Origin of the sequence: Tsukamurella asaccharolytica (genome assembly GCF_007858435.1) — a bacterium.
Taxonomy (GTDB): domain Bacteria; phylum Actinomycetota; class Actinomycetes; order Mycobacteriales; family Mycobacteriaceae; genus Tsukamurella; species Tsukamurella asaccharolytica.
Genome location: NZ_VIGW01000013.1, coordinates 24,763 through 48,662 on the forward strand (window position 1 = coordinate 24,763; position 23,900 = coordinate 48,662).

Annotated in this window: 27 protein-coding genes; 15 read left to right on the forward strand and 12 right to left on the reverse strand. The window is 70.8% G+C overall.

Annotated features, from left to right (window positions below; all coding sequences use genetic code 11):
• Nucleotides 1–3 precede the first annotated feature (3 nt).
• Nucleotides 4–1,290, reverse strand: coding sequence for a 3-phosphoshikimate 1-carboxyvinyltransferase (aroA, locus tag FK529_RS17130; RefSeq protein WP_146563469.1), 1,287 nt, complete (start codon nucleotides 1,288–1,290; stop codon nucleotides 4–6).
• A 70-nt stretch (nucleotides 1,291–1,360) separates the two neighbouring features.
• On the opposite strand from aroA, the gene FK529_RS17135 reads away from it, so the two are divergent.
• The 3 genes from FK529_RS17135 to FK529_RS17145 are packed head-to-tail and all read left to right on the forward strand — an operon-like array spanning nucleotide 1,361 to nucleotide 3,551.
• Nucleotides 1,361–2,257, forward strand: coding sequence for a hypothetical protein (locus FK529_RS17135; RefSeq protein ID WP_146563471.1), 897 nt, complete (start codon nucleotides 1,361–1,363; stop codon nucleotides 2,255–2,257).
• Nucleotides 2,258–2,290: 33 nt separating this feature from the next.
• Nucleotides 2,291–2,743 (forward strand): redox-sensitive transcriptional activator SoxR, encoded by a 453-nt coding sequence (soxR, locus tag FK529_RS17140; RefSeq protein ID WP_146563473.1) that lies wholly within the window; start codon nucleotides 2,291–2,293, stop codon nucleotides 2,741–2,743.
• Between the two features lie 49 nt (nucleotides 2,744–2,792).
• On the forward strand, nucleotides 2,793–3,551 hold the full coding sequence (locus FK529_RS17145) for an SOS response-associated peptidase (RefSeq protein WP_146563475.1): 759 nt from the start codon (nucleotides 2,793–2,795) through the stop codon (nucleotides 3,549–3,551).
• A gap of 189 nt (nucleotides 3,552–3,740) precedes the next feature.
• On the opposite strand, the gene FK529_RS17150 is transcribed toward FK529_RS17145, so the two are convergent.
• The 3 genes from FK529_RS17150 to ybaK all read right to left on the reverse strand — a co-directional run bounded on the left by FK529_RS17150 (nucleotide 3,741) and on the right by ybaK (nucleotide 7,868).
• Entirely contained in the window at nucleotides 3,741–5,093 is a 1,353-nt protein-coding gene (locus tag FK529_RS17150; RefSeq protein WP_146563476.1) for an NAD-dependent succinate-semialdehyde dehydrogenase, read from the reverse strand.
• A gap of 119 nt (nucleotides 5,094–5,212) precedes the next feature.
• Nucleotides 5,213–7,312, reverse strand: coding sequence for an SDR family oxidoreductase (locus FK529_RS17155; protein ID WP_146563478.1), 2,100 nt, complete (start codon nucleotides 7,310–7,312; stop codon nucleotides 5,213–5,215).
• 67 nt (nucleotides 7,313–7,379) lie between these two features.
• Entirely contained in the window at nucleotides 7,380–7,868 is a 489-nt protein-coding gene (ybaK, locus tag FK529_RS17160; protein WP_146563481.1) for a Cys-tRNA(Pro) deacylase, read from the reverse strand.
• A gap of 252 nt (nucleotides 7,869–8,120) precedes the next feature.
• Here ybaK and FK529_RS17165 point away from each other — a divergent pair, with 252 nt between their 5' ends.
• Nucleotides 8,121–8,795, forward strand: coding sequence for a sigma-70 family RNA polymerase sigma factor (locus FK529_RS17165; RefSeq protein WP_146563483.1), 675 nt, complete (start codon nucleotides 8,121–8,123; stop codon nucleotides 8,793–8,795).
• Nucleotides 8,792–9,073 carry a mycothiol system anti-sigma-R factor gene (gene rsrA, locus FK529_RS17170; protein WP_146563485.1) on the forward strand — a complete coding sequence of 94 codons (282 nt, stop codon included), beginning with the start codon at nucleotides 8,792–8,794 and terminating at the stop codon, nucleotides 9,071–9,073. The genes FK529_RS17165 and rsrA overlap by 4 nt, the downstream gene beginning before the upstream one ends.
• Nucleotides 9,074–9,170: 97 nt before the next feature.
• On the opposite strand, the gene FK529_RS21050 is transcribed toward rsrA, so the two are convergent.
• On the reverse strand, nucleotides 9,171–9,245 hold the full coding sequence (locus tag FK529_RS21050) for a 50S ribosomal protein bL37 (protein ID WP_372456759.1): 75 nt from the start codon (nucleotides 9,243–9,245) through the stop codon (nucleotides 9,171–9,173).
• Nucleotides 9,246–9,331: 86 nt separating this feature from the next.
• Here FK529_RS21050 and FK529_RS17175 point away from each other — a divergent pair, with 86 nt between their 5' ends.
• Nucleotides 9,332–10,825, forward strand: coding sequence for a sensor histidine kinase (locus FK529_RS17175; RefSeq protein ID WP_146563487.1), 1,494 nt, complete (start codon nucleotides 9,332–9,334; stop codon nucleotides 10,823–10,825).
• A gap of 71 nt (nucleotides 10,826–10,896) precedes the next feature.
• Here the strand turns inward: FK529_RS17175 and FK529_RS17180 are convergent, their stop codons facing one another.
• Nucleotides 10,897–11,151, reverse strand: coding sequence for a WhiB family transcriptional regulator (locus tag FK529_RS17180; protein WP_013125780.1), 255 nt, complete (start codon nucleotides 11,149–11,151; stop codon nucleotides 10,897–10,899).
• Between the two features lie 375 nt (nucleotides 11,152–11,526).
• Nucleotides 11,527–12,522, reverse strand: coding sequence for a diacylglycerol/lipid kinase family protein (locus FK529_RS17185; RefSeq protein WP_146563489.1), 996 nt, complete (start codon nucleotides 12,520–12,522; stop codon nucleotides 11,527–11,529).
• Between the two features lie 40 nt (nucleotides 12,523–12,562).
• Here FK529_RS17185 and FK529_RS17190 point away from each other — a divergent pair, with 40 nt between their 5' ends.
• On the forward strand, nucleotides 12,563–13,033 hold the full coding sequence (locus FK529_RS17190; protein ID WP_146563491.1) for a hypothetical protein: 471 nt from the start codon (nucleotides 12,563–12,565) through the stop codon (nucleotides 13,031–13,033).
• Between the two features lie 6 nt (nucleotides 13,034–13,039).
• On the opposite strand, the gene FK529_RS17195 is transcribed toward FK529_RS17190, so the two are convergent.
• A complete protein-coding gene (locus tag FK529_RS17195) occupies nucleotides 13,040–13,654 on the reverse strand; it encodes an acid phosphatase (protein ID WP_146563493.1) in 615 nt (204 codons plus the stop codon).
• Between the two features lie 36 nt (nucleotides 13,655–13,690).
• Here FK529_RS17195 and FK529_RS17200 point away from each other — a divergent pair, with 36 nt between their 5' ends.
• Nucleotides 13,691–14,494, forward strand: coding sequence for a ParA family protein (locus FK529_RS17200; protein ID WP_146563495.1), 804 nt, complete (start codon nucleotides 13,691–13,693; stop codon nucleotides 14,492–14,494).
• A 49-nt stretch (nucleotides 14,495–14,543) separates the two neighbouring features.
• Here the strand turns inward: FK529_RS17200 and FK529_RS17205 are convergent, their stop codons facing one another.
• Nucleotides 14,544–15,284, reverse strand: coding sequence for a helix-turn-helix domain-containing protein (locus FK529_RS17205; RefSeq protein ID WP_331456336.1), 741 nt, complete (start codon nucleotides 15,282–15,284; stop codon nucleotides 14,544–14,546).
• A 63-nt stretch (nucleotides 15,285–15,347) separates the two neighbouring features.
• Between FK529_RS17205 and FK529_RS17210 the strand changes: the two genes are divergently transcribed.
• Genes FK529_RS17210 through FK529_RS17225 form a run of 4 tightly spaced genes read left to right on the forward strand, consistent with a single transcriptional unit; the run spans nucleotide 15,348 to nucleotide 19,106 of the window.
• Nucleotides 15,348–16,148 (forward strand): ABC transporter permease, encoded by an 801-nt coding sequence (locus tag FK529_RS17210; protein ID WP_205124401.1) that lies wholly within the window; start codon nucleotides 15,348–15,350, stop codon nucleotides 16,146–16,148.
• 1 nt (nucleotide 16,149) lies between these two features.
• On the forward strand, nucleotides 16,150–16,911 hold the full coding sequence (locus FK529_RS17215) for an ABC transporter ATP-binding protein (protein ID WP_146563499.1): 762 nt from the start codon (nucleotides 16,150–16,152) through the stop codon (nucleotides 16,909–16,911).
• A gap of 40 nt (nucleotides 16,912–16,951) precedes the next feature.
• A complete protein-coding gene (locus FK529_RS17220; RefSeq protein WP_231703155.1) occupies nucleotides 16,952–17,968 on the forward strand; it encodes an ABC transporter substrate-binding protein in 1,017 nt (338 codons plus the stop codon).
• A 10-nt stretch (nucleotides 17,969–17,978) separates the two neighbouring features.
• Nucleotides 17,979–19,106: an aryl-sulfate sulfotransferase gene (locus tag FK529_RS17225; protein ID WP_146563503.1), complete on the forward strand. Its 1,128-nt coding sequence runs from the start codon at nucleotides 17,979–17,981 to the stop codon at nucleotides 19,104–19,106.
• A gap of 13 nt (nucleotides 19,107–19,119) precedes the next feature.
• Here FK529_RS17225 and FK529_RS17230 read toward each other — a convergent pair whose 3' ends face one another.
• The 3 genes from FK529_RS17230 to FK529_RS17240 all read right to left on the reverse strand — a co-directional run bounded on the left by FK529_RS17230 (nucleotide 19,120) and on the right by FK529_RS17240 (nucleotide 21,359).
• The gene (locus FK529_RS17230) at nucleotides 19,120–20,358 is read right to left on the reverse strand and encodes an Rv3212 family protein (RefSeq protein ID WP_146563505.1); all 1,239 of its coding nucleotides are present in this window, start codon (nucleotides 20,356–20,358) and stop codon (nucleotides 19,120–19,122) included.
• A gap of 36 nt (nucleotides 20,359–20,394) precedes the next feature.
• Entirely contained in the window at nucleotides 20,395–20,622 is a 228-nt protein-coding gene (locus FK529_RS17235; RefSeq protein WP_146563507.1) for a DUF3107 domain-containing protein, read from the reverse strand.
• Nucleotides 20,623–20,687: 65 nt separating this feature from the next.
• Nucleotides 20,688–21,359, reverse strand: a complete 672-nt coding sequence (locus tag FK529_RS17240) for a ferritin-like fold-containing protein (RefSeq protein ID WP_146563509.1) — start codon at nucleotides 21,357–21,359, stop codon at nucleotides 20,688–20,690.
• A gap of 203 nt (nucleotides 21,360–21,562) precedes the next feature.
• On the opposite strand from FK529_RS17240, the gene FK529_RS17245 reads away from it, so the two are divergent.
• From FK529_RS17245 to FK529_RS17255, 3 genes are all read left to right on the forward strand, one after another.
• Complete coding sequence (locus FK529_RS17245) at nucleotides 21,563–23,182, forward strand: DEAD/DEAH box helicase (protein ID WP_438947210.1); 1,620 nt, start codon at nucleotides 21,563–21,565, stop codon at nucleotides 23,180–23,182.
• A gap of 91 nt (nucleotides 23,183–23,273) precedes the next feature.
• On the forward strand, nucleotides 23,274–23,507 hold the full coding sequence (locus FK529_RS17250; RefSeq protein WP_146563511.1) for a type II toxin-antitoxin system Phd/YefM family antitoxin: 234 nt from the start codon (nucleotides 23,274–23,276) through the stop codon (nucleotides 23,505–23,507).
• On the forward strand, nucleotides 23,504–23,899 hold the full coding sequence (locus FK529_RS17255; protein WP_146563513.1) for a type II toxin-antitoxin system VapC family toxin: 396 nt from the start codon (nucleotides 23,504–23,506) through the stop codon (nucleotides 23,897–23,899). The genes FK529_RS17250 and FK529_RS17255 overlap by 4 nt, the downstream gene beginning before the upstream one ends.
• The last annotated feature ends 1 nt before the right edge of the window (nucleotide 23,900 follow it).

Genomic DNA, 23,900 nt, shown 5'->3' on the forward strand with positions numbered 1-23,900 from the left:
GGCTCACGATCCGCCGAGGAGCGCGTTCCACAGCGCGGGGAAGTCCGGCATCGTCTTGGCCGTGGTCGCGATGTCCTCGACCTGCACGCCCGGGGTGACCAGGCCGAGGATGGCGCCGGCGGTGGCCATGCGGTGATCCGCGTAGCTGTGCCAGACGCCGCCGTGCAGGGTCGCGGGTTCGATGTGCAGTCCGTCCTCCGTCTCGGCACAGCGCCCGCCGAGGGCGGTGATCTCGGCCGTCAGCGCGGCGAGCCGGTCGGTCTCGTGGCCCCGCAGGTGGGCGATGCCGCGCAGGTGCGACGGGGTGTCCGCGAGCGCGGCGAGCGCGGCCACGGTGGGGGTGAGTTCGCCGATGTCGCGCAGGTCCCAGTCGAGGCCGTGCAGGTCGCCGGTGCCGCGCGCGGTGAGCGCGCCGGCGGCGTGCGTGACCTCGGCGCCCATCGCGGCGAGGATGTCGGCGAACTGGACGCCCGGCTGCGTGGACTCCGGATTCCAGTGCGGCACGGTCACGGCGCCGCCGGTGATCGCCGCTGCGGCGAGGAAGACGGTGGCGTTCGACAGGTCCGGTTCCACCGTCCACTCGTGCGCCCGGACACCGCCCGGAGCGACGCGCCAGGTGTTCGCCTCGGAGGTGTCGACCTCGGCGCCCGCGGCGCGCAGCATGTCGACGGTCATCTCGATGTGCGGCATCGACGGCACCGGCTTGCCGTCGTGGTGCACGGTGACGCCCTCGGCGAAGCTCGGGCCGCTGAGCAGCAGGCCGGAGACGAACTGCGAGCTGGCGGACGCGTCGATGGTGACGGTGCCGCCGCGGATCGGGCCGTCGCCGCGCACGGTGAACGGCAGGCCGTCGCCGTCGATTCGGGCGCCGAGCCCGCGCAGCGCGTCGAGGACGGTGCCCAGCGGACGGGCCCGGGCCTGCGGGTCACCGTCGAAGGCGACGGTGCCGCGCGCCCCGGCGGCGAGTGGCGGGAGGAAGCGCATGACGGTGCCGGCGAGGCCGCAGTCGACGTCGCCGCCGTGCAAACGCCCGCCCGACACCGCAACCGTGGTGTCGGTAAGGAAGTCGACGCGGGCGCCGAGCGTCTCGAGGGCGCGCGCCATGAGATCGGTGTCGCGGCTGCGGAGGGTGTTCGTCAGCGTGGACCGCGACGACGCTTGCGCCGCAAGGACGTACGCGCGATTGGTGATCGATTTCGAGCCCGGGAGGGCGACGGTTCCCGTCACCGGACCTGCGGCGAAGGGCGCGGGCCATAGCTCCAACTGCTCCACGCGCACATCCTTGCACATGAGACAGACCTCACCGCGTGCTACCTTGCTGGGCGGAACAGGTCAGGTCATCACCGCCGGGAGATCTTCGATGAAGCGCACTTCTACGTTCGTGGGCAGGACCGTCGTGTCCGTCGCCGCCGTCGCCACCCTTGCGGGTGTCCTCGCACCGGTCGCGTCGGCCGATCCGAAGCCCGGCGATCCCAAGCCCGCCGGGGCCCCGGTCAACAGGGCGGGTGAGCTGGTGATCGGCTCCGGCAACCTCCCTGACGGCATGAACTTCGGCGGCGCGGTGCTCTCCGGTGCCGCCGCGAGCTGGAACGGCGCATGGGCGTCGCTGAACACCGCGGCCGTCACGCCGGCCGAGTGCAAGGTCCTGTACGCGGGCCTGCCCATCCCGAAGGGCACCGACACCGCGCAGACCAATGGCTCCGCCCGTGGCGTCAATTGGTCGATGGTCGTCTCGAAGTTCGCGATCGACGTCGCACCGCTCCGTGCGGCCCTCCCCAAGTGCGGCACCTTCAAGGCCGTCCGCGACGGCGCCACCTCCGAGGTCAGCGTGCGCTCGATCGCCGTCACCGGCGCCTCCGACGGCCTGGGCCTGGAGTTCACCACCAAGACCCGGCGCGGCAACCAGGTGGAGTACCTGCAGTCGCGGCAGTACACCGCGGTGGTCAACGGCGTCACGATGTCGCTGCGCGGCGGTCGCCAGTCCCGCGAGCCCGCGCCCTTCGTCGGCGCCGACGACCAGCTGGCCGTCGACCTGCTCGGCGTGCAGAGCTCGATCCTGAAGAACCCGCCGCAGCCCACCGCCGCCCCCGCCCCCGCTCCTGCGGCGAGCGGGTCCGCGAAGCCGGCCGCCCCGGCTCCGTCCGCGAAGCCGGGCGCTCCGTCGGCGAAGCCCGCCGCCCCCGCTGCTCCGGGCGCACCCGCCGCCCGCCCGGCACCGGCACCGGCCTCGTCGCCGGCGCCGCAGCCCGCACGCTGATCCCTGAACTATCGTTCAGGTAGTGTTCGCGGGGTGGAGACCACCCGGGAGTTCAGCGTCGGCCAGTTGTCCGCGCGCAGCGGCGTCGCGGTCTCCGCGCTGCACTTCTACGAGCGCGAGGGGCTGATCTCCGCGCGGCGCACCACCGGCAACCAGCGGCGGTACCCGCGGGAGATGCTGCGTCGCGTGGCCTTCATCCGGATCAGCCATCGCGTGGGCATCCCGCTCGCGACGATCAGGGAGGCCCTGGAGACGCTGCCCGACGGCCGCACGCCGACGAAGGCCGACTGGGAGCGGCTGTCGCGCCACTGGCACGACGACCTCTCGCACCGGATCGACGAGCTCACCCGGCTGCGCGACAACCTCACCGACTGCATCGGCTGCGGATGCCTGTCCATGGCCTCCTGTGCCCTCGCGAACCCGCACGACGCCCTCGCCACCACCGGTGTCGGCCCGCGTCGTCTCTTCGACGAGTTCGAGGCGTAGCGCGCCCCGACGAGCGGAACCTGTCGGTGTCCCGTCGTACGCTGAGGGCATGTGCGGACGCTACGCGGTGACCACCGATCCGGCGCTGTTGGCGGCGGAGATCGACGCCGAGGACGAGACCGAGGGCGTGGAACTGGACGTGCCGGGCTTCAACGTCGCGCCCACGACGACCGTCGTCGCCGTCGTCTCCCGGCACTCGCGGGAGGCGCCGGACGATCCGGCCACCCGTCGGCTGCGCGCGATGCGCTGGGGTCTGCTGCCGCACTGGCAGAAGACCCTGGGCGGCCCGCCGCTGTTCAACGCGCGCGCCGAGTCCGTCGACGAGAAGCCCGCCTTCCGCACGGCGATCAAGTCCAAGCGCTGCCTGATCCCGATGGACGGCTGGTACGAGTGGCAGGTCCTCGACCCGGACGCCAAGAAGCCGCGCAAGCAGCCCACCTACCTCACCCCGGTGGACGGGACGCGCTTGTACATCGCAGGCCTGTGGTCGGTGTGGCGGCCGGCCGGGGCGGGAGTCGACGTGCCGCCGACCCTGTCGGCGACGGTGCTGACCACCGACGCGGTCGGCCCGCTCCGCGCCGTGCACGACCGGATGCCACTGATCCTCACCCCGGAATCCTTCGACGAGTGGCTGAACCCGGACGCCCCCGTCGACCCGGTACTGCTGCGCCCGCCCGCCCTCGACGTGGCCGAGCGGATTGAGATCCGCCCGGTGTCCAGCCTGGTCAACGCCGTCGCCAACACGGGCCCCGAGCTGATCGAGCGCGTCGAGCCCGGGAGCGAGCCGGGTCAACTGAGCCTGCTGTAGCCGCTGCGCTGCGCCGCGGGTGCGGGCCCTCGCCGGAGGAACGGGGCGAGTACACGTCATGATCGTCATACAGAAAATGAATAACGCCTGGTCGTCCACGTGATGTGGTGCCGACCAGGCGTTATTCATTTTCTGTATGGAGTTCTCGAGGCGCGACCTCATGTACGCCCCTGCGGAAGCCCCGTCGGCCTACGCGATCGTGCGGATCAGCTTCTTGTTGAGGAACTCCTCGATGCCCAGGGGGCCCATCTCGCGGCCGAAGCCGGAGCGCTTCACGCCACCGAAGGGAAGCTCCGCCCCCTCGGCGAGCACGCCGTTGACGAAGACCATTCCCGCCTGGATGCCGTTCGCGAGGCGGGCTGCCTGCTCCGGGTCGGTGGTGAAGACGTAGGAGCCGAGACCGAAGGGGGTGTCGTTGGCGAGAGCGAGGGCCTCGCCTTCGCCCTCCACCCGGTAGACCGTGGCGACGGGCCCGAACAGCTCCTGCCCGAATGCCGGGTTGTCCTCGGTGACGTTGGTGAGTACGGCGGGCGGGTAGAAGGCGCCGTCGCGCCGGCCCTCGATGGCGAGGCGCGCGCCCGCTTCCACAGCCTGGTTGACCTGCGTCTCGAGGGTGATCGCGGCGCGCTCCGAGGAGAGCGGCGCGATCCCGTCGCCGGCGGCGAGGAGTTTGCCGGTGAACTTCGTGAGGAAGTCGTCGTAGAGTTCCGCGGTCACGATGAACCGCTTCGCCGCATTGCAGGACTGGCCGGTGTTGTCGAGGCGAGCGGCCACGGCGGCGTCGACGGTGGCGTCGAGGTCGTCGGTCGAGAGGACGATGAACGGATCCGAGCCGCCCAGCTCCAGTACGCACTTCTTCAGGTTCCGTCCGGCGACCTCGGCGACGGCCGCGCCCGCCCGCTCCGAGCCGGTCAGGGAGACCGCGGCCACCCGCGGGTCGGCGATGATGTCGGCCGCCTGCTCGTTGGTGACCCGGATGTTGACGTACGCGCCCGACGGCAGGCCCGCCTCGTTGAAGATCACCTGCATCGCCTCGGCCGACTCGGGGCACTGCGGCGCGTGCTTGAGCAGGATCGTGTTGCCCGCGACCAGGTTCGGGCCGGCGAACCGGGCCACCTGGTAGTACGGGAAGTTCCACGGCATGATTCCGAACAGCACCCCGATGGGGGAGCGGCGGATCACCGCGGTGCCGTCACCCTCGAGTAGATCCAGCGGCTGGTCGGCGAGGAGCTTCTCGGCGTTGTCGGCGTAGTAGGTGTAGATCGCGGCGGAGAAGTCGACCTCGCCGAGCGCGTCCTCGAGCGGCTTGCCCATCTCCCGCTGGATGATCCGGGCGAGCGTCTCGCGGCGCTCGGTGTGCAGCTCGGCGACGCGACGCACCAGCGCGGCCCGCTCCGCGACCGTCGACTGCTGCGGCCACGTCCGCGCGGCCCGCGACGCCGCGTCGATCGCCGCCTCGATCTCGGCGGGCTCGGCGGTGGGGTAGGTCTGCAGCACCTCGCCGGTGGCGGGGTCGGTGACCGCGTACTGGATCTCGGGCATCGTCGGATCTCCTTGTGGGGGATGGGAACGGTTCACTCCCCACGATAGGCAGATTCGACGGCGCTCGCGCCCGGTCCGCGGTTACTGCTGTGCGAAGTGCTGTACGGCACTGCGCGCACCTACCAGTTGATGCCGGGCAGGCGGTTGAGGGTCTTGCGGGCGAGGCGTCGCAGTCCCTGATCGCCGGAGATGCCGAACAGCGGGCTGACGGCGGCGGTGGAGATGTCCTTCGAGAGGTCCTTGGTGGCCGCGAGCCGCCCGCGCGGTGTATCCACCTCGGCCACATCGACGTCCAGCACCTTCGCCGCGCCCTCTCCGCCGCCCTCGGGCTCCGGGAACAGGAGGTAGCCCTGGTGCTGGGCCGCGGCCGCGATGCGCGGAGAGAGGAACTGGCCGAACTGGGCGAGGGTGCCGAGCGGGGTGTCGATGCGCCGGGGCCGCTCGACGATCGCGCGCACCACGATCTGGCCGGCCTTCTCCACGGACAGCGCCATCGCGTTGTCGTACGCCTCGGTCGGCGCGATCATCCGCGTGCGAGTGAGCGGCATGTGGATGTTGGTGAAGGTCACGTGATCCGACATGGTCTCGGCCGCCGTGATGTCGCTGAAGGCCTCGAGTGCCGACTTCGACGCGATGTACGCCGCGAACCGCGGGCCGCGCACCTGCACCCCGATCGAGGACACGTTGACCACGTGACCCGACTTGCGGGCGATCATGTGCGGCAACAGCTCCAGGATCAGGTAGACGGCGCCGAAGTAGTTGACCGCCATGGTGCGCTGGTAGTCGTGCGCGCGGTCGACGGAGTCGACCGTGGCCCGCCGGATGGACCTTCCGGCGCTGTTGACCAGCACGTCCACGTGGCCGTGCTCGGCGAGGATCTGAGCGACGGTGGTGCGCACGGCCTCCGGATCGGTGACGTCGCACTGGTACGCGCGGATGATTCCCTTGGGCACGCCCGGAGTTCCGGGCTCGGCCTCGATCCGGTGTACGGCGTCGGCCAGGTCCTCGGGCTTGCGGGCGACGATGAAGACGTTGGCGCCCTTGACAACCGCCTGCTTCGCGGCCTCGCGGCCGATGCCGGAGGAGCCGCCCGTCAGCAGGATGTGCTTGCCCACGAGCGGGCCGCGGGGGTCGTCGCGGCGGTTGCGCGACGGGTCGAGGTGTCCGGCCCAGTAGTGGAACAGTCTCGGACCGTACGACTTCAGGCGCGGCAGCGCCACGCCGTACCGGCTCAGCACGCGGTGCGTCGCCTCCGAGTCGAACCGGGTGTTGTAGAACGGGTGGTCCAGCAGCGACGGCGGGATGCCGAGCTGGCGCGCGATGGTGTCGCGCAGCGCCCGCACCTCGCCTCGGCGGCCGATCCGCGCCGCGAACTCGCCCAGCGGCGCGCTCGGCACCGGCAGCGTCTTCGGGCCGGAGAAGGCGGGCGCGATCGCCTCGTAGATCGTCGCCATGCTCTGACCCTTGGGGTCGGCCAGGTGGTAGACGGTGCCCGGCGCCGGTGGCGCGGTGACCAGCGCGACGATCGCAGCCGCCACGAAGTCCACCGGCACGACGTTGGTGTAGCCCAGATTCGCGAACGGCACGTGCAGGTGGTGCGGGATGGTCCCCATGAGCCGCAGGAACGGGAAGAAGTAGTAGGGGCCGTCGATCTTGTCGATCGCGCCCGTCATCGAGTCGCCCACCACGATCGACGGCCGGTAGATCTGCCACGGCACCGTCGACTCGCGCACGAGGCGCTCGGATTCGTACTTGGTGCGGTGGTACGGGGTGGGGAGGAACTGCGCGACGTCGAAGTCGGACTCGGCGAACCAACCCTCGTGGTTGCCGGCCACCGCCAGCGAGGAGACGTGGTGGATCGTGGCGCCGAGCCGGTCCGCGAGCTCCAGCACGTTCCGCGTGCCGTCGACGTTGGTCAGCTGCTGGAGCTCCTCGGGGGCGTCCATGTCGTAGACCGCCGCAAGGTGGATCACGTGGTCGACGTGCTCCGGGAGGTCGCCGGGGGTGATGCCGAGGCCGGGCCGCGTGACGTCGCCGGCGACGGGCACGACCTGCGGGGCGAGCTCGTGGCCCAGATCCGCGATGAGCCGCTCGAACCGGGGGAGCGAGGCGTCGCGCACCAGCAGGTAGATCGGGCTGTCGCGGTCCGCAGCGGCGAGCCGCGCCACGACGGCACGGCCGATGAAGCCCGTCCCGCCCGTGACGAAGTAGCTGGCCATATCACGAACCTACTTTCCACTGCGTCCGCCGCCAAAACCGGGCGGGTCGCCCATCATCCCCTGCGTATCACGGCGCGGCGAGCGGCGCCACTGTCGCGGAGGTCACAGCCACCAGGTCCGACGGTGCCAGCTCGACCTCCAGGCCCCGTCGGCCGGCGGAGCAGAAGACGGTATCGAAGCCGAGCGCGGACTCGTCGATCGCCGTCGGCAGGCGCTTGCGCTGCCCGAGCGGGGAGACGCCGCCGAGCACGTAGCCGGTGACGCGCCGCACGTCGGCGGGGTCGGCCATCGCCGGCCGGTGCAGACGCAGCGCGGCGCCCGCGGCTTTGAGGCTGAGCTTGCCGGAGGTGGGGACGATCGCGACGGCGAGCTGCTTCCCGTCGTCGATCACCAGCGTCTTGAAGACGCGCGCCGGGTCGTGGCCGAGCGCCCGCGCCGCCTCGCCCCCGAACGACTCCGCCCGCGGATCGTGCGCGTACTCGTGCACGCGGAACTCGATCCCCGCGGCCTGCAGCGCCGCGATCGCCGGCGTCGCCGCGGCGTTCTTCTTGCCCATGCGGCCAGTCAAGCAGGCGGGCACGGGCGCCGGACGACAGGCCCGCGGCTGTTCACACCCGGTGTGCCCGGCGCTGCCGATCCGCTGAGTGGGGCGATCGAGCACGCCGGGGGCACAGGCCTGCCCAGGGTTCGGCTCCGCCTGCGCTGATCCGGACACCGCGGGAACAAGCCGACGGGCAGCGCTGTTGCAGAGGTCGTGAATGCAGGTAGCGGCGCAGCGGTCCTCGAGCGACCGGTAGCCTTCGACGGTATGACGGACGGGGACATCACGCACGTGGCGGATCTGGACTCGGCCCCCGACGAGGTGACCGAGACGCCGGAACAGCTCACGGCCCGCTTCGAGGCCGAGGCGCTGCCGCTGCTCGATCAGCTGTACGGCGCCGCGCTGCGGATGACCCGCAATCCGGCGGACGCCGAGGACCTCGTCCAGGAGACCTACGTGAAGGCCTACAGTGCCTTCCGCAGCTTCAAGAAGGGCACCAACCTCAAGGCCTGGCTGTACCGGATTCTCACCAACACCTACATCAACGGCTACCGCAAGAAGCAGCGGCAGCCCGCGCAGTACCCCACCGACGAGATCACCGACTGGCAGCTCGCGGCCACGGCGGAGCACAGCTCCACCGGCCTGCGCTCGGCGGAGATCGAGGCGCTGGACGCGCTGCCCGACGACGAGATCAAGCAGGCTCTCGCGCAGCTCCCCGAGGACTTCCGGATGGCGGTGTACTACGCCGACGTGGAGGGATTCCCCTACAAGGAGATCGCCGAGATCATGGGTACCCCCATCGGCACGGTCATGTCGCGGCTGCACCGCGGCCGGCGGCAGCTCCGTGCCGAGCTCGAGGGCGTCGCGCGGGAGCGCGGCTTCCTCCGGGGGCAGGATTCCGACGGTGCCGAGGGCCCCGCCGATCAGGAGGTCGAGAAGTGACGTACTCATCGGACGGCAATCCGGACCTGGAGCTCGACTGCTCCGCCGTGATGGCGGACATCTGGCTGCTCCTGGACAACGAGTGCGACTCGGCCGCCAAGGAGCGTCTCAAGGCGCACATCGACGGCTGTTCGCAGTGCCTGTCGCACTACGGCATCGAGCAGCAGATCAAGTCGCTCGTGAACCGCAAGTGCGGCGGCGAACGCGCGCCCGAGGGGCTGCGCGAGCGGCTCACCATCAGCATTCGGCACACCGAGGTGCGTTTCCGCGCGGAGTAGCTGCGCGCCGCGCCACCGCCAGCGCAGACAGGACGAGGGCCCGTCGACGATCATCGTCGACGGGCCCTCGCGCGCAAGTCACATGAAACCTGAGGGATCAGGAGTTCGGGCGCTTGCCGTGGTTCGCAGCGTTCTTCTTCCGCGAGCGCTTCTTACGTCCACGCTTGCCCATGGCGGTCTCCTTCCTGTCCGTCAACCACACACGCAGTACCCGCTATTGTTTCACGACGGCACCGACGACGACAAAAAGGCGATCCCATGGCCTCCCTCGCCGACCTCCTGGCGATCCACACCGACCTCCCGGGGCGGGCCGCCCGGCACCTGCAGCGGATCGCCGGCGAGTGGCAGCTGCTGGCCGATCTTTCGTTCGCCGACCTGCGGTTGTGGGTCCGCGACGACCCGGCGGGTGACACCACGGACCCCGTGTACATCTGCATCGCCCAGTGCCGGCCCAACACCACCTCCACGGTGTACGACTCCGACGGGGTCGGCGTCGTCGTCCCGCCGTGGGAGGCGCCCACGCTGCACGCCGCGTTCGAAGGCGGGGTGGTGGTGCGCGGGGTGACCCCGGCGTGGACCGGTCCCGCCCGGGTGCGGCGCGAGGCCGTCCCGGTGCCCTCCGACGGCGACGTGGTCGCCGTCCTCACGCGCGACTTCAACGTCACCCACCCGCGCACCCCGAGTCCCCTCGAGGTGGCGTACACCGAGTGCGCCGACGACCTGTGCACGATGGTCGCGGAGGGTACCTTCCCCGAGCGCGAGGAACTGCCCACGGGCGAGGCGGAGCCCCGGGCGGGCGACGGCTTCATCCGGCTCGACGGGGCCGGCCGCGTGGTCTTCGCGAGCCCCAACGCGCAGTCCGCCTACCGCCGGATGGGCGCGCACACCGACCTCGAGAGCAGCGAGCTCGCCGAGGCGACCGCCGAGCTCGTCGGTGACAGCTTCGAGTCCGAGGACCTCGCCACCGCCCTCGAGGGTGCGCTGCGGCGCGGCGAGGGCTCGCGGATCGAGCTCACGAAGGGCGGCGTCACCGTCGTCCTCCGGGTTCTGGGCCTGCATCCGGGCGGTCGGCACGACGGTGCGGTGGTCCTGCTCCGCGACGTCACCGAGCTCAAGCGCCGCGACCGCGCCCTCATCTCCAAGGATGCGACGATCCGCGAGATCCATCACCGGGTCAAGAACAACCTGCAGTCGGTCTCGGCGCTGCTGCGCCTGCAGGCCCGGCGTACCCGCAACGACGAGGCCAAGCGGGCCCTGCTGGAGTCGGTGCGGCGCGTGGCCTCCATCGCGCTGGTCCACGAGACCCTGTCCATGAGCGTCGACGAGCACGTCGACATCGACGAGGTCGTCGACCGGCTCATCCCGATCATGGGGGACGTGACCCCGGGCGGCGGCTCGGCGGCGGTCACCGTCGTCCGCCGGGGCGATGTCGGCCCGCTCGACGCCGACCGCGCGATGCCGCTGGTCATGGTCGTCACCGAGCTGATCCAGAACGCCATGGAGCACGCGTACGCGCCGGGGGAATCGGGCACCATCGAGCTGCTCGCGCAGCGGTCGACGAGGATGCTGGAGGTCACCGTCCGGGACGACGGTGCCGGACTGCCGCCCGGCTTCAGCCTCGGGAGCTCGGACCGGCTGGGGCTGCAGATCGTGCAGACGCTGGTGAAGTCCGAGCTGGGCGGCACGCTGAGCCTGACCTCGCGGCACGGGGGTACGGACGCGGTGCTCCACGTCCCGCTGCAGCCCGTCTGAGCCGGCCCGGCCCGCGCACGACGAAGGCCCGGTGGAGATCCACCGGGCCTTCGTCCAAGGCGGTCCGCTTCTCAGACAGCGGTGCGCGTGCGCGTCCGCGCATTGCGGCGCTTGAGCGCGCGGCGCTCGTCCTCGCTCATGCCGCCCCACACGCCGGCGTCCTGGCCCGACTCGAGGGCCCAGGACAGGCACTCGGCGGTCACGGGGCAGCGATTGCAGACCAGCTTGGCGTCAGCGATCTGCGCGATGGCCGGACCGCTGTTGCCCACGGGGAAGAACAGCTCAGGATCCTCGTCGCGACAGATGGCCTTGTGGCGCCAATCCATGTCAGTACACTCCTTCAGGCGCGCGTGCGCGCCACTCATCACAGGTGCCGATCAGGCACCGAATTTCCAGACTGTTAACGCGGAGGGAACCCAACTGTTTCCGCGCTGTTACGTCATGAATAGTTCCACGTTCCCGACAGGAGTCAAGAGATTCCGACTCGGGGGTGGGGGATCTCACAGCGGGGGCGGTGAGAACCCGGTTCCGAGGGGTGTACTAAGCTCCTGCCGGTTCAACGGCGTGCCCGCAAGAATATCCTCACACGCTGCGGCTTTGCAATAGATTTCTGTGGACACGTGACAAACTGCTCACTTCGCCCTGCCGGATCTGGTCACGGGGAGTCCACGGGAAGCGCCGCCGCGGTGCGGATGCGGGAGTCAGCGCACTCGCGGCAGTGGCGGCAGATCGGCCACCACCCGGATCCGCTCCGGGGAGTACCAGAACCGCACCTCGGTGCGGTCGCCGAGGTGGTCGCCGTCCACCTGCGCGGGCACCGGGACGGCGCTGCTCACACGCAGTTCGGGCAGGTCGTCGTGGCGGAGGAGGTGACGCACCGTCGGGCCGTCGGTACGCCGGGCGGAGAGCATCTGGCGCACCAGCAGGAGGTTCGGGATCGTCCGCATCGAGCGCGAGGCGAAGATCCCCAGCCCGGTGCCGTAATCCGTCCCCGGGTTGGTGAACACCGCGCGGTTGTTGACGAAGGTCCACGGGCTCGCGTTCGAGACGAAGGCGAAGTGCACCCCGTCGACGTCCTCCCAGGTGCCCGGCTCCGCGCCGGGCAGGTGGACGGTGAGTTGCGGCTCCCGCCGGGCGGCCGAGAAGAAGGTGCGGATCGCGGTGCGCACGTAGCGCGACGGGGTGGCCGGCTTGCCCTTGTCGCGCAGCGACTCCATGGTGGCGATCACCTCGGCGTCCACGCCCACGCCCGCGTTGAACAGGAAGTAGCGCTCGTCGGCGCAGCCGAGCCCGATGGTGCGGAAACTGCGCCGTGCCAGCAGGTCCGTGAGGTGGACGGTGGCCTGCAGGGGATCGCGGGGTACCGCGAGCGAGCGGGCGAAGACGTTCGCGCTGCCGCCGGGGATCACCGCGATGGCGGGCAGGGTGTCGGCGCCGACGGGGGCAGCGCCCCCGGGCAGGCCCTCGCGGCCGAGGATCCCGCACACGACCTCGTTGACGGTCCCGTCGCCGCCGTGGATGATCACCAGATCCGTGCCGTCGTCGCGGGCCGCGGCGGCGAGCTCGGCGGCGTGACCACGCCGTTCCGTCTGCGCCAGTGTGACGTCGAGCGCGGACGCCAAGGCCATCGCCACGAGGTCTCGCCCCGCGGGAGTGATGGACGTGGCGTTGGGGTTGACGATCAACAGGGCGCGCACACCGAGCAGCCTACCCAGGCCGCCCCGATACCCTGGGGTCGTGACATCCACCAACGGAAGCGGCGACGATTCCCGCCCCGCCGCCACCCGCTCCCGCACGAAGCGCTCCGGCGCGACCCGCACCGCCGCGCCCGGCACCGTCGTGGCCGCGGGGTGGCTCGTCGCGTTCGAGGGTGCGGCCGCGCTGGCGGTGGGCGTCGTCGAGCTGATCCGTGGCATCGCCGGGACCGCCTCCACGACCACGGGCGCCTACGGTCTGGCCTTCTGGATGATCCCGATGGGCTCCGCGGTACTCGCGGGCGGCATCGCCCTGCTGCGCGGCAAGCGGTGGGGCCGCACCGTCGGCGTGCTCACCAACGTGCTCCTCGGCTTCACCGGCATCAGCGGTGCCTTCGCCCAGAGCTCGCCGCTGCTCGGGTACCCGCTGCTGGTGCCCGCGATCGTCGTGCTCGTGTTGCTGTTCTCCCCGCCGACGGTGGCCTGGCTCGAGGGCGAGTACCGCCGGGACTGACCGGGCCTACCGCCCCGCGTAGTGCGCGGCGGCGTAGCCGGTCAGGCCGAAGCGGCTGATCTGCGGGATGCCGTCGCGGTCGTCGCCGAAGACGGCCGCGGAGGCGGGCAGGATCAGCACGTGCCGCCCGAACTCGGGCGGCTGCTCCAGCACCCGCGCGGTGAGCACGCGGCCCAGGTGGCCGTGCGCGACGAGGACGACGTCACCGTCGGCCATCGCCGCCCGCGCTCGCGTCAGCACCCGGTCCACCCGCTCCGTCACCTGCGCGAGCGACTCGCCGCCGGGCGCGCCGCGATCCCACACCGTCCAGCCCGGATCGTCGACGCGGATCTCAGCGCTGGTGCGGCCCTCGTAGTCCCCGTAGTCCCACTCGGCCAGGTCCTCGTCGACGGCCGTGACCGTCAGGCCCGCCAGTTCCGCGGTGGTCGCCGCCCGCGCCCGCGGGCTGACCAGCACGGTCGGGTTCGCCAGGGCCAGGTCCGCGAGGACGGGGCCGAGGGCTCGCGCCTGTTCGATCCCGGTCTCGGTCAACGGGACGTCGGTGGTGCCGGTGTGGCGGCCCGAGCGCGACCATGCGGTCTCGCCGTGGCGGATGTACACGAGGCGGTGTCCGGTGCTCATCCGTTCATCGTGGTGCACGGTGGGTACCCTCGCAGCATGACCGGTGACACGCCCTTCGTCCTCGCCGTCGCCAACCAGAAGGGCGGCGTCGCGAAGACCACCACCGTCGCCAGCCTGGGGGCGGCCCTCGTCGAACTGGGCGCCCGCGTGCTCGTCGTCGACCTCGACCCGCAGGGCTGCCTGACCTTCTCCCTCGGGCACAACCCCGACCGCATCGAGCGGAGCGTGCACGACGTCCTTCTGGGGGACAAGAAGATCGACGAGGTGCTGCTCGAGACCGAGGACGGGGTCACCGTGCTCCCCGCCACCCTCGACCTCGCCGGCGCCGAGGCGCTGCTGCTCATGCGCGCCGGCCGCGAGTACGCGCTCAAGCGGGCCCTCGCCGAGGTGAATGAGACGTTCGACGTGGTGATCATCGACTGCCCGCCCAGCCTGGGCGTGCTGACCCTCAACGGCCTCACCGCCGCCGACGCCGTCGCGATCCCGCTGCAGTGCGAGACCCTCGCACACCGCGGCGTCGGGCAGCTGCTCAAGACGGTCCGTGACGTGCAGACCATCACCAACCCCGAGCTGAGCATGCTCGGTGCCATCGCCACTCTCTACGACGCGCGCACCACGCACAGCCGCGACATCCTCTCCGACGTCGCCGACCGCTACGACCTCGCCGTGCTGTCGCCGCCGATCCCGCGCACCGTGCGGTTCGCCGAGGCGAACGCGGCCGGCCGCACCGTGCTCGCCGGCCGGAAGAACAAGGGCGCCACCGCCTACCGCGAGCTCGCGCAGAGCATTAAGGCGCACGTCTCCGACGGTGCGCCGCTGGTCACCTGGGTTCCCGAGTAGCGGCCGAGGGGGAGCGTCGCGGGCTCGCGCCGCGCCGGAGTCGCGTGCGTCAGCGGCCGTGGGGCGCGTCGATGCCGTCCGCGGCGGGGCCCCGATCGACCCCGCGGCCGGTATCGCCGAGTTCGCGGGCACAGACGAGGAGGGTCGTCGCCGTTCCCGGCCCGACCGGGGCGCATCGGTGGGGAGTGGTGCCCGCATGGTGCACGGTGTCTCCCGCGTCGAGGCGCACCGGCGGCTCGCCCTGGAGTTCCAGTGTGATCGAGCCCGAGAGCACGTAGATGAAGTCCTCGCCGGGGTGGCAGAACCAGCCCCGCTCCGGGGCCGCGGGATCGAACGTGTGCAGGTAGGCGGTGAGCCGCGCGTCGGCACCGGCGCGGGTGAGGGACTCCCCCTGGGGGCCCTGATCGTCGATCACGGCGAACCGCTCGCGCGTGACGGGCGTGGTGACCGCGGTCTCGATCGCGGGCGGATCCGCGGGCTCCGACCCCGGCGACGGTGTCAGGAGGTCGCCGGGTTCCACGCTGAGGGCGCGTGCGACGGTGATGAGCGTGGCCAGGCTGGGGCTGGCCGTCGCGTTCTCGAGCTGGCTCAGGTACGGCTGGGAGATGCCGGCCAACTGCGCGAGATAGCTCATCGAGTAACCGCGGGCGGTCCTGAGCCCGCGGATTCTTCGGCCTACCGCGACGGTCTCAGGTCTGGGCGTGCGCACTGCTGCGATGTTAGCCGCCGCTCGATGCGGCACCGGTGCGGCGCCCACTCCGCGAGGGGCCGGCGGCAGGAAGCTTTTCACTCAGGGTGATGCGAAATACCGCTCTGACTTGTGATTATTGACGGTGTCAATAACTCTGATGGCGTGACGAGAACAGAAGTCGGGCGCCCCGGCCGTGGGTATTCGGTGCTGCGCGTGCTCGACAACGGAGTGACGGCGGCGCTGGCAGGCCTCGCGGTCGTGCTGATCGCCTGGACGGCGGTGTCCGCCAGCGGGGTCGTCGACTCGACGCTGTTCCCGTCGCCGGCCCGCACCGCCCGAGCGGCCCTCGCGATGATCCAGTCCGGCGTCCTCGCCGATGATCTCGCCATGAGCCTGCAGCGCGCGGCCATCGGGTTCCTGATCGGCGCATCGCTGGGCATCCTGCTGGGATTCATCACCGGGCGGAATCCGCTGATCGCGCGTCTCGTCTCGCCGATCGTGTCGTTCCTGCGGCCGATCCCCGCGATCGCGTTGATCCCGCTGGTCACCGCGTGGTTCGGCATCGGGGAGGAGGCGAAACGCATCGTCATCGCGTACGCGGTGTTCCTCGCGGTGTGGCTCTACGTGCACGACGCCGTGCACCGGACCCCGCAGATCTACCTGCGCGTGTCGGACATGTTCGGCATCGGGCGACTCCGTACGTGGCTCACGGTTCTCATTCCCTCGGCGGCGCCCGCGATCGTCACGGCTCTGCGCTACGGCAGCAGCATCGCCTACCTCGCCCTGGTCGCGGCCGAACTCGGCGGAACCCAGCAGGGCGTGGCCTACCGCATTCAGGTCGACGGCCAATTCATGCAGACCGACCGGATGTTCGTCGGCCTGATCGTCCTCGGGATCCTCGGCGCCGTCACGGATGTCGTGATCGCCGCGATCGGCCGCCGCGTCATCAATTGGAGCGAGTGATATGACCGACGATCACCCCGACCGCCGCGGCGTCGTGGACATCCGTGAGCTCGGCGTGGAGTACCGGAAGGCGAGGAGCCGGGAGCCGGTGATCGCGCTCAGCGAGACCACGGCGCACATCGACGCCGGCGCGTTCGTGACCCTGCTCGGGGCGAGCGGCTGCGGCAAATCCACGCTCCTCAACGCCATCGCGGGGTTCGTCCTGCCGTCGCACGGGTCGATCGAGGTCGACGGTCGGCCCGTGCGTGGGCCCGGCCCGGACCGCGCGGTGGTCTTCCAGCAGTACGCACTCCTCCCGTGGCTCACCGCCCGCGCGAACATCGAATTCGCGCTCAAGCGCTTCGCATTGCCCCGTGCCGAGCAGCGCGAGCGCGCCCTCGCAGCGCTCGAGGCGGTGAACCTGGGGCATGCGGCGGACTCGCTGCCGGCGGAACTCTCCGGTGGCATGCAGCAGCGGGTGTCGATGGCCCGGGCGCTGGCCGCCGAACCGGACGTGCTGCTGATGGACGAGCCGTTCGGGGCTCTCGACGCCATCACCCGCGCGGTGATGCAAGAGCTCATCCTCGAGATCTGGGAGCGTACGTCCACCACGATCCTGTTCGTCACGCACGACGTGGACGAGGCGCTCTTCCTGTCGCAGCGGATCCTGCTGATGTCCGCGCAGCCAGGCCGGGTCACCGAGGACATCTCGCTCATCGGCGCCGACGAGCCCGCGCTGGCGGAGACCCGCAGGCGCATCGTCAGTCACCTCGGCGGGCACTGACCAACCCACAACGATCCAACGAGAAAGGAGACACATCGTGATGGAGTCATCGGGTGTCACACGGAGATTCGGTCGCTGGCAGCGCGTAGCGCTGGCGATCGCGACGATCGGGGTGCTCACCGCGGGATGCTCGAACGGTTCCGGCGGTGGCACCGGTTCGACGGAGAGGGTCACCATCGCCGGCGGTGATCAAGTCGGCGCGGCGCAATTCCTCGTCGCCGAGGCGCAGCAGCTGTGGACGGCCGAATCGCTGGAGGCCGCCCGGCAGTCGTTCCCGAGTGGACGCGACGCCCTCAACGCACTCATCGGTGGTCAGGCCCAGTTCGCCACGATCGGCGACCTGCCCACGGTGACCGCGGTGCTGAGCGGCAGGAAGCTCAACATCGTCGCGAACCTCTCCTGGGGCGTGAGCTGGCGTTTGCTGACCACCACGTCATCCGGGGTCAACGCGTTCCCGGATCTCCGCGGGAAGCGCATCGGCGTCACCGAGGGGACGAACACCCAGTACCTCTTGAGCAAGGTGTTGGCCGACGGCGGCCTCACGCCGTCGGACGTCACGGTGGTGAACCTGGCGGCGAGCCAGATCCCGGCCTCGCTGTCGGCGGGCGACATCGACGCCGGATTCACCTTCCCCAGCTTCTACGCTGCGACGAAGAAGGCGCTCGGGCCGAGGTATCGCGAACTGGTCTACCCGGGCTACCAGAGCCCCACCCTGCTCGTCGCGCGCACGGACGTCTCCGATGCGCAGATCAGCAAGGTGCTGACGGTCCTGAACAGGGCCCAGAAGGTCGTCGACGACGACCCCGCGAAGGCGCGCGCAGACGTGGTCGCCGCCTCGAACAACACCCTGACCGCGGACAACGTCAACGAGCTGTGGCCGCTCTACCAGGTGAAGCTGGGGCTCGACGTCCCGCTGCGCGACGCGCTGGTCGCCGAGGCCGAGTGGGCTACCACGTCGCTGCCGATCACCGTCACGGGCCGACCGGCGGATCTCGCCGCATCCCTGTATCCGGCGCCGCTGCGCTCGGTGTCGCCCGGCCTCGTCTCTCTTCCTTAGGAGTATCACCGTGTCCACTGACCTTTCCCGGAACACTCTGGCGCGGCGGGGCGTCGGGCTGCGGCATCTCGACCGCGATGCCGCGTACGACGGCTACACCCTGTACACGCCGATCGCCGGAGCCGGCGAGACCTACCTGATCGACCTCGACGGCGTGGTCGTGCACACCTGGCGGCTGCCCTTCCCGCCGGGCAGGCACGCCCGCATCCTCGACACCGGAAATCTGCTCTTCAACGGCAAGCTCGACCAGGACGAGCCGCTGTTCCCGATCTGGGGCGTCTACCACGGCGGGATCGTCGCCGAGGTGGCACCGGATTCGACGATCCTGCGGCGCCTGGACCATCCCTTCCAGCACCACGACGCCATCGTGCTCAGGAACGGCAACCTGGCGCTGCTCACCGTCGAGCGACTCACCCCCGAGCAGGCGGAACGGGTCCGGGGAGGGGTACCCGGGTCGGAGGCGGCCGGCGGCGCCATCTACGGCGACGTCGTCGTCGAGGTCACATGGGACGGCGAGCAGGTGTGGCGATGGTCGGCCGCGGAGAACCTCGACCCCGACGAGGCCGTGCTCGATCGACACTTCGCGCGGGACCACTGGCCGATGGCCAACACCATCTCGGAGACTCCGGACGGCGACCTGATCGTGGGATTCCGCAGCACCTCGCAGGTGGTCCTGATCCGGCGCGGGACCGGCGAGATCGGCTGGACCTTGGGCGCACCGCACGTCGCGCAGCAGCACTACCCGCATCAGCTGGACAACGGGAACATCCTGGTGTTCGACAACGGTAGCTTCCGCGATCCCATCAGCTTCCCCTATTCCCGAGCGGTCGAGTGGAATCCCGCCTCGGGCGAGGAGGTGTGGGTGTACCAGGACAACCCGCCGCAGAACTTCTACAGCCCGTACATGGGGTCCGCGCAGCGGCTTCCCAACGGCAACACCCTGATCGCGGAGGGAAGCTTCGGCCGCATCTTCGAGGTCACGACCGACGGGAGAGTCGTGTGGGAGTACCGGGTGCCCGAGTTCGGGGCCTTCGGCGCCGGGGTCGGCCTGGATTCCTCTCAGGGCCCGAACAATTCGATCTTCCGGGCGTATCGGTACCCGCGAGAGGCCGTCGCGCACCTTCTCCCGCCGTCGTAACAACCGCGGCCGGCTACGCCGCGCGGTAGGCCTGGACCGTCGATCCCCACTGCGCGATCATCGTGGTGCCCACCTCGGCCAGCAGCACGGGTCCGTCGGTGTAGCCGGGCTTGGCGATCGGGGTCGAGCGCGTCATGGCCCGCGTGTTGAGGTCGTACGCGGTGAGCGACGTCGGCCCCGGCACCACGAGCTGGCCGCCGACCACGGCGCCGGGCCCGAGGGTCCCCGGGATGACCATCGCCGCGGCCAGCGAGGCGGCGTCGACCACCACCGTCGACGTGCCGGTGAAGAAGGCGGCGATGCCCGCCTCGGTGACGACGGGAACCTCGCGTGGGGCGCCGCCCGGACCGGTGGTCACGTCGACGGAGCGCAGCGTGCGGCCCTGCGGGTCGACGGTGGTCACCCGCGCGGGACGTCCGTCCTGGGCGGGCACGTACACCACCGCGCCGTTGGCCGTGGCGGTGATGAGTCGGGCGCGGTCGCCGCCCTCGGGCGCGGCGTCGCCCAGGTCCGGGCTGACGACCGACGAGGTCTCCTGCGGCTCGGAGGCCTCCTTGGGGGAGGCGCCGATCACGGTGAGCCGGGGGTAGGGCTCCGTCGGGCAGGCCTCGAGGATGGTGATCGACGCACCGGCGGGCAGCGCCGAGCCGATCGTGCACCCGGACCGCGGCTGCACGCCGGGGTTCACGGGCACGTCGGGCTTGCCGTATTCGACGGTGCGCACGAGGTCCGAGCGGAAGACGTCGACGCGCGTCGGCCCCTGGACGACCGCGTAGTTGCCGTCGCCGGTGAGGGTCACGTCGTGGTCCTCGCGGCTGGTGCGGCTCGCGCGCCGCTGCCCGGTGCCCGGGTCGAGCGCCATCACCTCGCCGCAGCCGCGGACGTCGCGGTAGAACGCGAGCACGAGCCCGGCATTGTCCGTGAGCCCGCAGACATCACTGTCGCGCTGGTAGCGCCAGGTGCGCTGCCCCGTCGCGGGATCGTGTCCGGCGACCTCGCCGCCCCGGCTCAGGACGAGGGAGCCGCCGAGGGCCAGCGGGGGACGGTCGGACTGCGCGGTCCACGCCTCGCGGAGCGCGGCGGGCAGCTCGACGAGGGCGGACGGCGCCGTCGACGGTGCGGGGGCGGTCTCGCTCACCGTCTTGCTGGCGGAGCCGGTGTTCCACGCCACGAAGCCCGCGACGACGACCGCGACCAGGATCGCGGCCGAGACCGCCAGATCGACGCGGGTCCTGCGTTCGGGTTTCACCACGCGCCTGAGCCTACTGGCGGTCGGTGCCGCGGACGGTCAGCTGGCGTTGAAGCCGACCGAGCGGCTCTCGCTCGTGCCGACCTCGACGTAGGAGACGCGGGCGGAGGGCACCAGGTACTGCTTGCCCTTCTCGTCCGTCAGCTCCAGCAGTTCCGCGCGGCCGGCCAGCGCGTCGGCGACGGTCTTCTTGACGTCCTCCGCCGAGTCCTTGCTCTGCAGCACGAGTTCACGGTTCGAGTCCGCGATTCCGATCTTGATCTCCATGGCACGAGGTTATCCGCCGGTGCCGTGCCGGCGCGGGGCGAGGGCGCCGATTCTGCTGAGGGCAGTCAGCCCAGGCCGAGCGTCGCCATCCGCTCGGCGTGCCGGGTCTGTAGCGATTCGAAGAACTGGGCCACGCCCGGGAGTTCGCCGGAGTGCTCGAACAGCAGCGCGGCCAGCTCGTCGCGCGTGGCGAGCACCTCCTGCGCCTGCGTGATGGCCTCGGACAGCAGCCGCCGGCCCCACAGAGTGAGCGGCGAGCGCAGCGCCGGGTTCGTGGAGACGGCGTCGCGCACCCGGTCCACCGCGAAGTCGGACTCGCGGGTGTCGGAGAGCACCGTCGCGACGACCGTGGCCGGTTCGACGGGGAGCGCGCGGGCGACCTCGGAGTAGAAGTCGGCGGCGAGGCCTTCGCCGATGTAGGCCTTGACCAGCGATTCGTTCCAGTTCCGCGGCGTCGTGCGCTCGTGATACCGGGTGATCACCGGCGCGAAGGGCGCGGTCGCGCTCCCGACGTCCTGCCCTCGCCGGTCGAGCTCCGTCTCCAACAGCTCGAAGTTGCGCATCTGCGCCGCGGCCATCGACGAGACGGCGATCCGGCCGCTAAGGTCCGGCGCGAGCTCGGCCTCCTTGGCCAGCCGCTCGAAGGCGGCGAGTTCGCCGTACGCCAGCACCGCGAGCAGGGCCGCGACGCCCGGGTGCTCGGCGGTGATTCCCCGGTCCTGCGGCTCTTCGCTCATGGTGCACATGCTAGTGCGGGCCGCTGCGGGGGGTAGGATGGTCGGCAGCGACCGAGTTCGGTCGCTGGTAGTTGTGCGCGCACTCCGCCCCACCGTCGAACGGCAGGGCGTCGAGGCGAGGATGACGGTCCGAAACCCGGGCCGGGGATTCATTGGCCGGAACAGTGCGCGCGTGAGAAGTGAACGCGACGCATTCGCCGCCGATGAAAGGCAGAACCATCACCACTGCGAACAACGACATCCACACCGAGCCCGCCACCGTAGAGGGCATGCCCGACGTCCACGTGATCGGCGACGACCACGTCTCGCCCAGCTTCGCCGAGCTCGGCGTCGACCAGGCCATCGTCGATGCTCTCGGCAAGCGGGGCATCGAGCGCACCTTCGCGATCCAGGAGCTGACCCTCCCGCTCGCGCTCGCCGGCAACGACCTCATCGGCCAGGCCCGCACGGGCATGGGCAAGACCTACGGTTTCGGCGTCCCGCTGCTCAACCGCCTGATCACGCAGGCCCGCGCCGACGTCGGCGAGGACGGCCTCCGCGCACTCGACGGCACCCCGCGCGCGCTCATCATCGTCCCGACCCGCGAGCTGTGCGTGCAGGTCACCGAGGACCTGGAGCGCGCCTCCGACGGTGTTCGCGTGCAGACCACCAAGGGCGAGCGCGACCTGAAGATCACCTCGATCTACGGCGGCCGCCCGTACGAGGCGCAGATCGAGGCGCTGCAGAAGGGCGTCGACGTGGTCGTCGGAACCCCCGGTCGCCTCCTCGACCTCGCCAACCAGGGCCACCTCGTGCTCGGCAAGATCCAGATCCTCGTGCTCGACGAGGCCGACGAGATGCTCGACCTGGGCTTCCTGCCCGACATCGAGCGCATCCTCACCATGGTGCCCACCGAGCGACAGACGATGCTGTTCTCGGCCACCATGCCGGGCCCGATCATCACCCTGGCCCGCACCTTCCTCAAGCAGCCGACGCACGTGCGCGCCGAACACCACGACGACTCCGCGGTGCACGAGCGCACCACGCAGTACGTCTACCGCGCCCACGCCCTCGACAAGGTCGAGATGGTCGCGAAGATCCTGCAGGCCGAGGGCCGCGGCGCGACGATGATCTTCACCCGCACCAAGCGCACCGCGCAGAAGGTGGCCGACGAGCTGGCCGAGCGCGGCTTCAAGGTGGGCGCCGTGCACGGCGACCTCGGCCAGGTCGCGCGCGAGAAGGCGCTCGGCAAGTTCCGCGACGGCTCCATCGACGTACTCGTCGCCACCGATGTCGCGGCACGTGGCATCGACATCGACGACGTCACCCACGTCATCAACTTCCAGTGCCCCGAGGACGACAAGACCTATGTGCACCGCATCGGCCGTACCGGCCGCGCGGGCAAGACCGGTACCGCCGTCACCTTCGTCGACTGGGACGAGCTGCACCGCTGGGAGCTCATCGACAAGGCCCTCGGCCTCGGCAAGCCCGAGCCCGCGGAGACCTACAGCTCCAGCGAGCACCTGTTCACCGACCTCGGCATCGACCCGAAGGTCAAGGGCAGCCTGCCCGGCGTGCGCACGCGCGCCGAGGGCGAGGTCGTCGAGCGCAAGCCGCGCGAGAAGCGCGAGAGCACCCGCACGCGGTCGCGTACCCGCACCCGTGGGGGGCGTCAGTCCGACGGTGCCACCGCCCCTGCCGGCGACGCCGCGGAGGCTCCCAAGGCCGACGGTGCACCGTCGGACATCGGTGCCGAGGGCGACGCCCCGGCCCGCAAGCGCCGCCGTCGCCGCCGCTCCGGCGCGAAGAAGCCCGAGGGCGCCGCGCCGGCCTCGGCCGAATGATCTCGGCCGAGTAGATCCCCACGACGAACGAGATCGGATCGCCACGCGATGAGACTAGTCAGACTGGTCTGAACGGACGTATGGTGTGCTCATGCGCACCATCACGAGCACTGAGGCGAAAGCCAAGTTCAACGCGATCATCGCCGAGGTCGAGAAGACGGGGAGCCCGGTCACTGTCACCTCGCATGGCCGCGCGGCGGTCATCATCACGCCGGTGACCCCGCGGAGCCGGACATTCGGACAGTTCCCCGGCCTGGAGATCCCCGACGACTTCGACGCCCCGCTCCCCGACGCTGAGCTGGCGGCCTGGGACGCCGTCTCGTGACCGCCGTGCTCCTCGACACTAACGCGCTGCTCTGGCTCGCGAAATCGCCCGAACTGGTGGCGGCGTCGGCCCGCGAGGTGCTCGAAAACCCGGCCAACGAGCTATTCATCTCGGCGGCCTCAGCGTGGGAGATCGCGATCAAAACTCGTCTGGGGCGTCTCGACGGCGCGGCGATCCTGTCGAGCTGGACGGACACCCTGGAAGCGATGACCGCGCAGGAGCTGGTCATGGACTCGGCAGACGCCACGCTGGCCGGGCAGCTGAACTGGGACCACCGGGACCCGTTCGACCGCATGATCGTCGCCCAAGCCACACGTCGCGGGCTCGCCATCGCCACCAGCGACCGTGCGATCCACGCGGGGGCGATGACGCCGGTCATCGTCACGAAATAGG

Coding starts and splice junctions, on each gene's coding strand:
- aroA (WP_146563469.1), bottom strand. CDS start 1,290: ATGTGCAAGGATGTGCGCGTGGAGCAGTTGGAGCTATGGCCCGCGCCC.
- FK529_RS17135 (WP_146563471.1), top strand. CDS start 1,361: ATGAAGCGCACTTCTACGTTCGTGGGCAGGACCGTCGTGTCCGTCGCC.
- FK529_RS17145 (WP_146563475.1), top strand. CDS start 2,793: ATGTGCGGACGCTACGCGGTGACCACCGATCCGGCGCTGTTGGCGGCG.
- FK529_RS17150 (WP_146563476.1), bottom strand. CDS start 5,093: ATGCCCGAGATCCAGTACGCGGTCACCGACCCCGCCACCGGCGAGGTG.
- FK529_RS17155 (WP_146563478.1), bottom strand. CDS start 7,312: ATGGCCAGCTACTTCGTCACGGGCGGGACGGGCTTCATCGGCCGTGCC.
- ybaK (WP_146563481.1), bottom strand. CDS start 7,868: ATGGGCAAGAAGAACGCCGCGGCGACGCCGGCGATCGCGGCGCTGCAG.
- FK529_RS17165 (WP_146563483.1), top strand. CDS start 8,121: ATGACGGACGGGGACATCACGCACGTGGCGGATCTGGACTCGGCCCCC.
- FK529_RS17175 (WP_146563487.1), top strand. CDS start 9,332: ATGGCCTCCCTCGCCGACCTCCTGGCGATCCACACCGACCTCCCGGGG.
- FK529_RS17180 (WP_013125780.1), bottom strand. CDS start 11,151: ATGGATTGGCGCCACAAGGCCATCTGTCGCGACGAGGATCCTGAGCTG.
- FK529_RS17195 (WP_146563493.1), bottom strand. CDS start 13,654: ATGAGCACCGGACACCGCCTCGTGTACATCCGCCACGGCGAGACCGCA.
- FK529_RS17200 (WP_146563495.1), top strand. CDS start 13,691: ATGACCGGTGACACGCCCTTCGTCCTCGCCGTCGCCAACCAGAAGGGC.
- FK529_RS17215 (WP_146563499.1), top strand. CDS start 16,150: ATGACCGACGATCACCCCGACCGCCGCGGCGTCGTGGACATCCGTGAG.
- FK529_RS17220 (WP_231703155.1), top strand. CDS start 16,952: ATGGAGTCATCGGGTGTCACACGGAGATTCGGTCGCTGGCAGCGCGTA.
- FK529_RS17235 (WP_146563507.1), bottom strand. CDS start 20,622: ATGGAGATCAAGATCGGAATCGCGGACTCGAACCGTGAACTCGTGCTG.
- FK529_RS17240 (WP_146563509.1), bottom strand. CDS start 21,359: ATGAGCGAAGAGCCGCAGGACCGGGGAATCACCGCCGAGCACCCGGGC.
- FK529_RS17245 (WP_438947210.1), top strand. CDS start 21,563: ATGAAAGGCAGAACCATCACCACTGCGAACAACGACATCCACACCGAG.
- FK529_RS17250 (WP_146563511.1), top strand. CDS start 23,274: ATGCGCACCATCACGAGCACTGAGGCGAAAGCCAAGTTCAACGCGATC.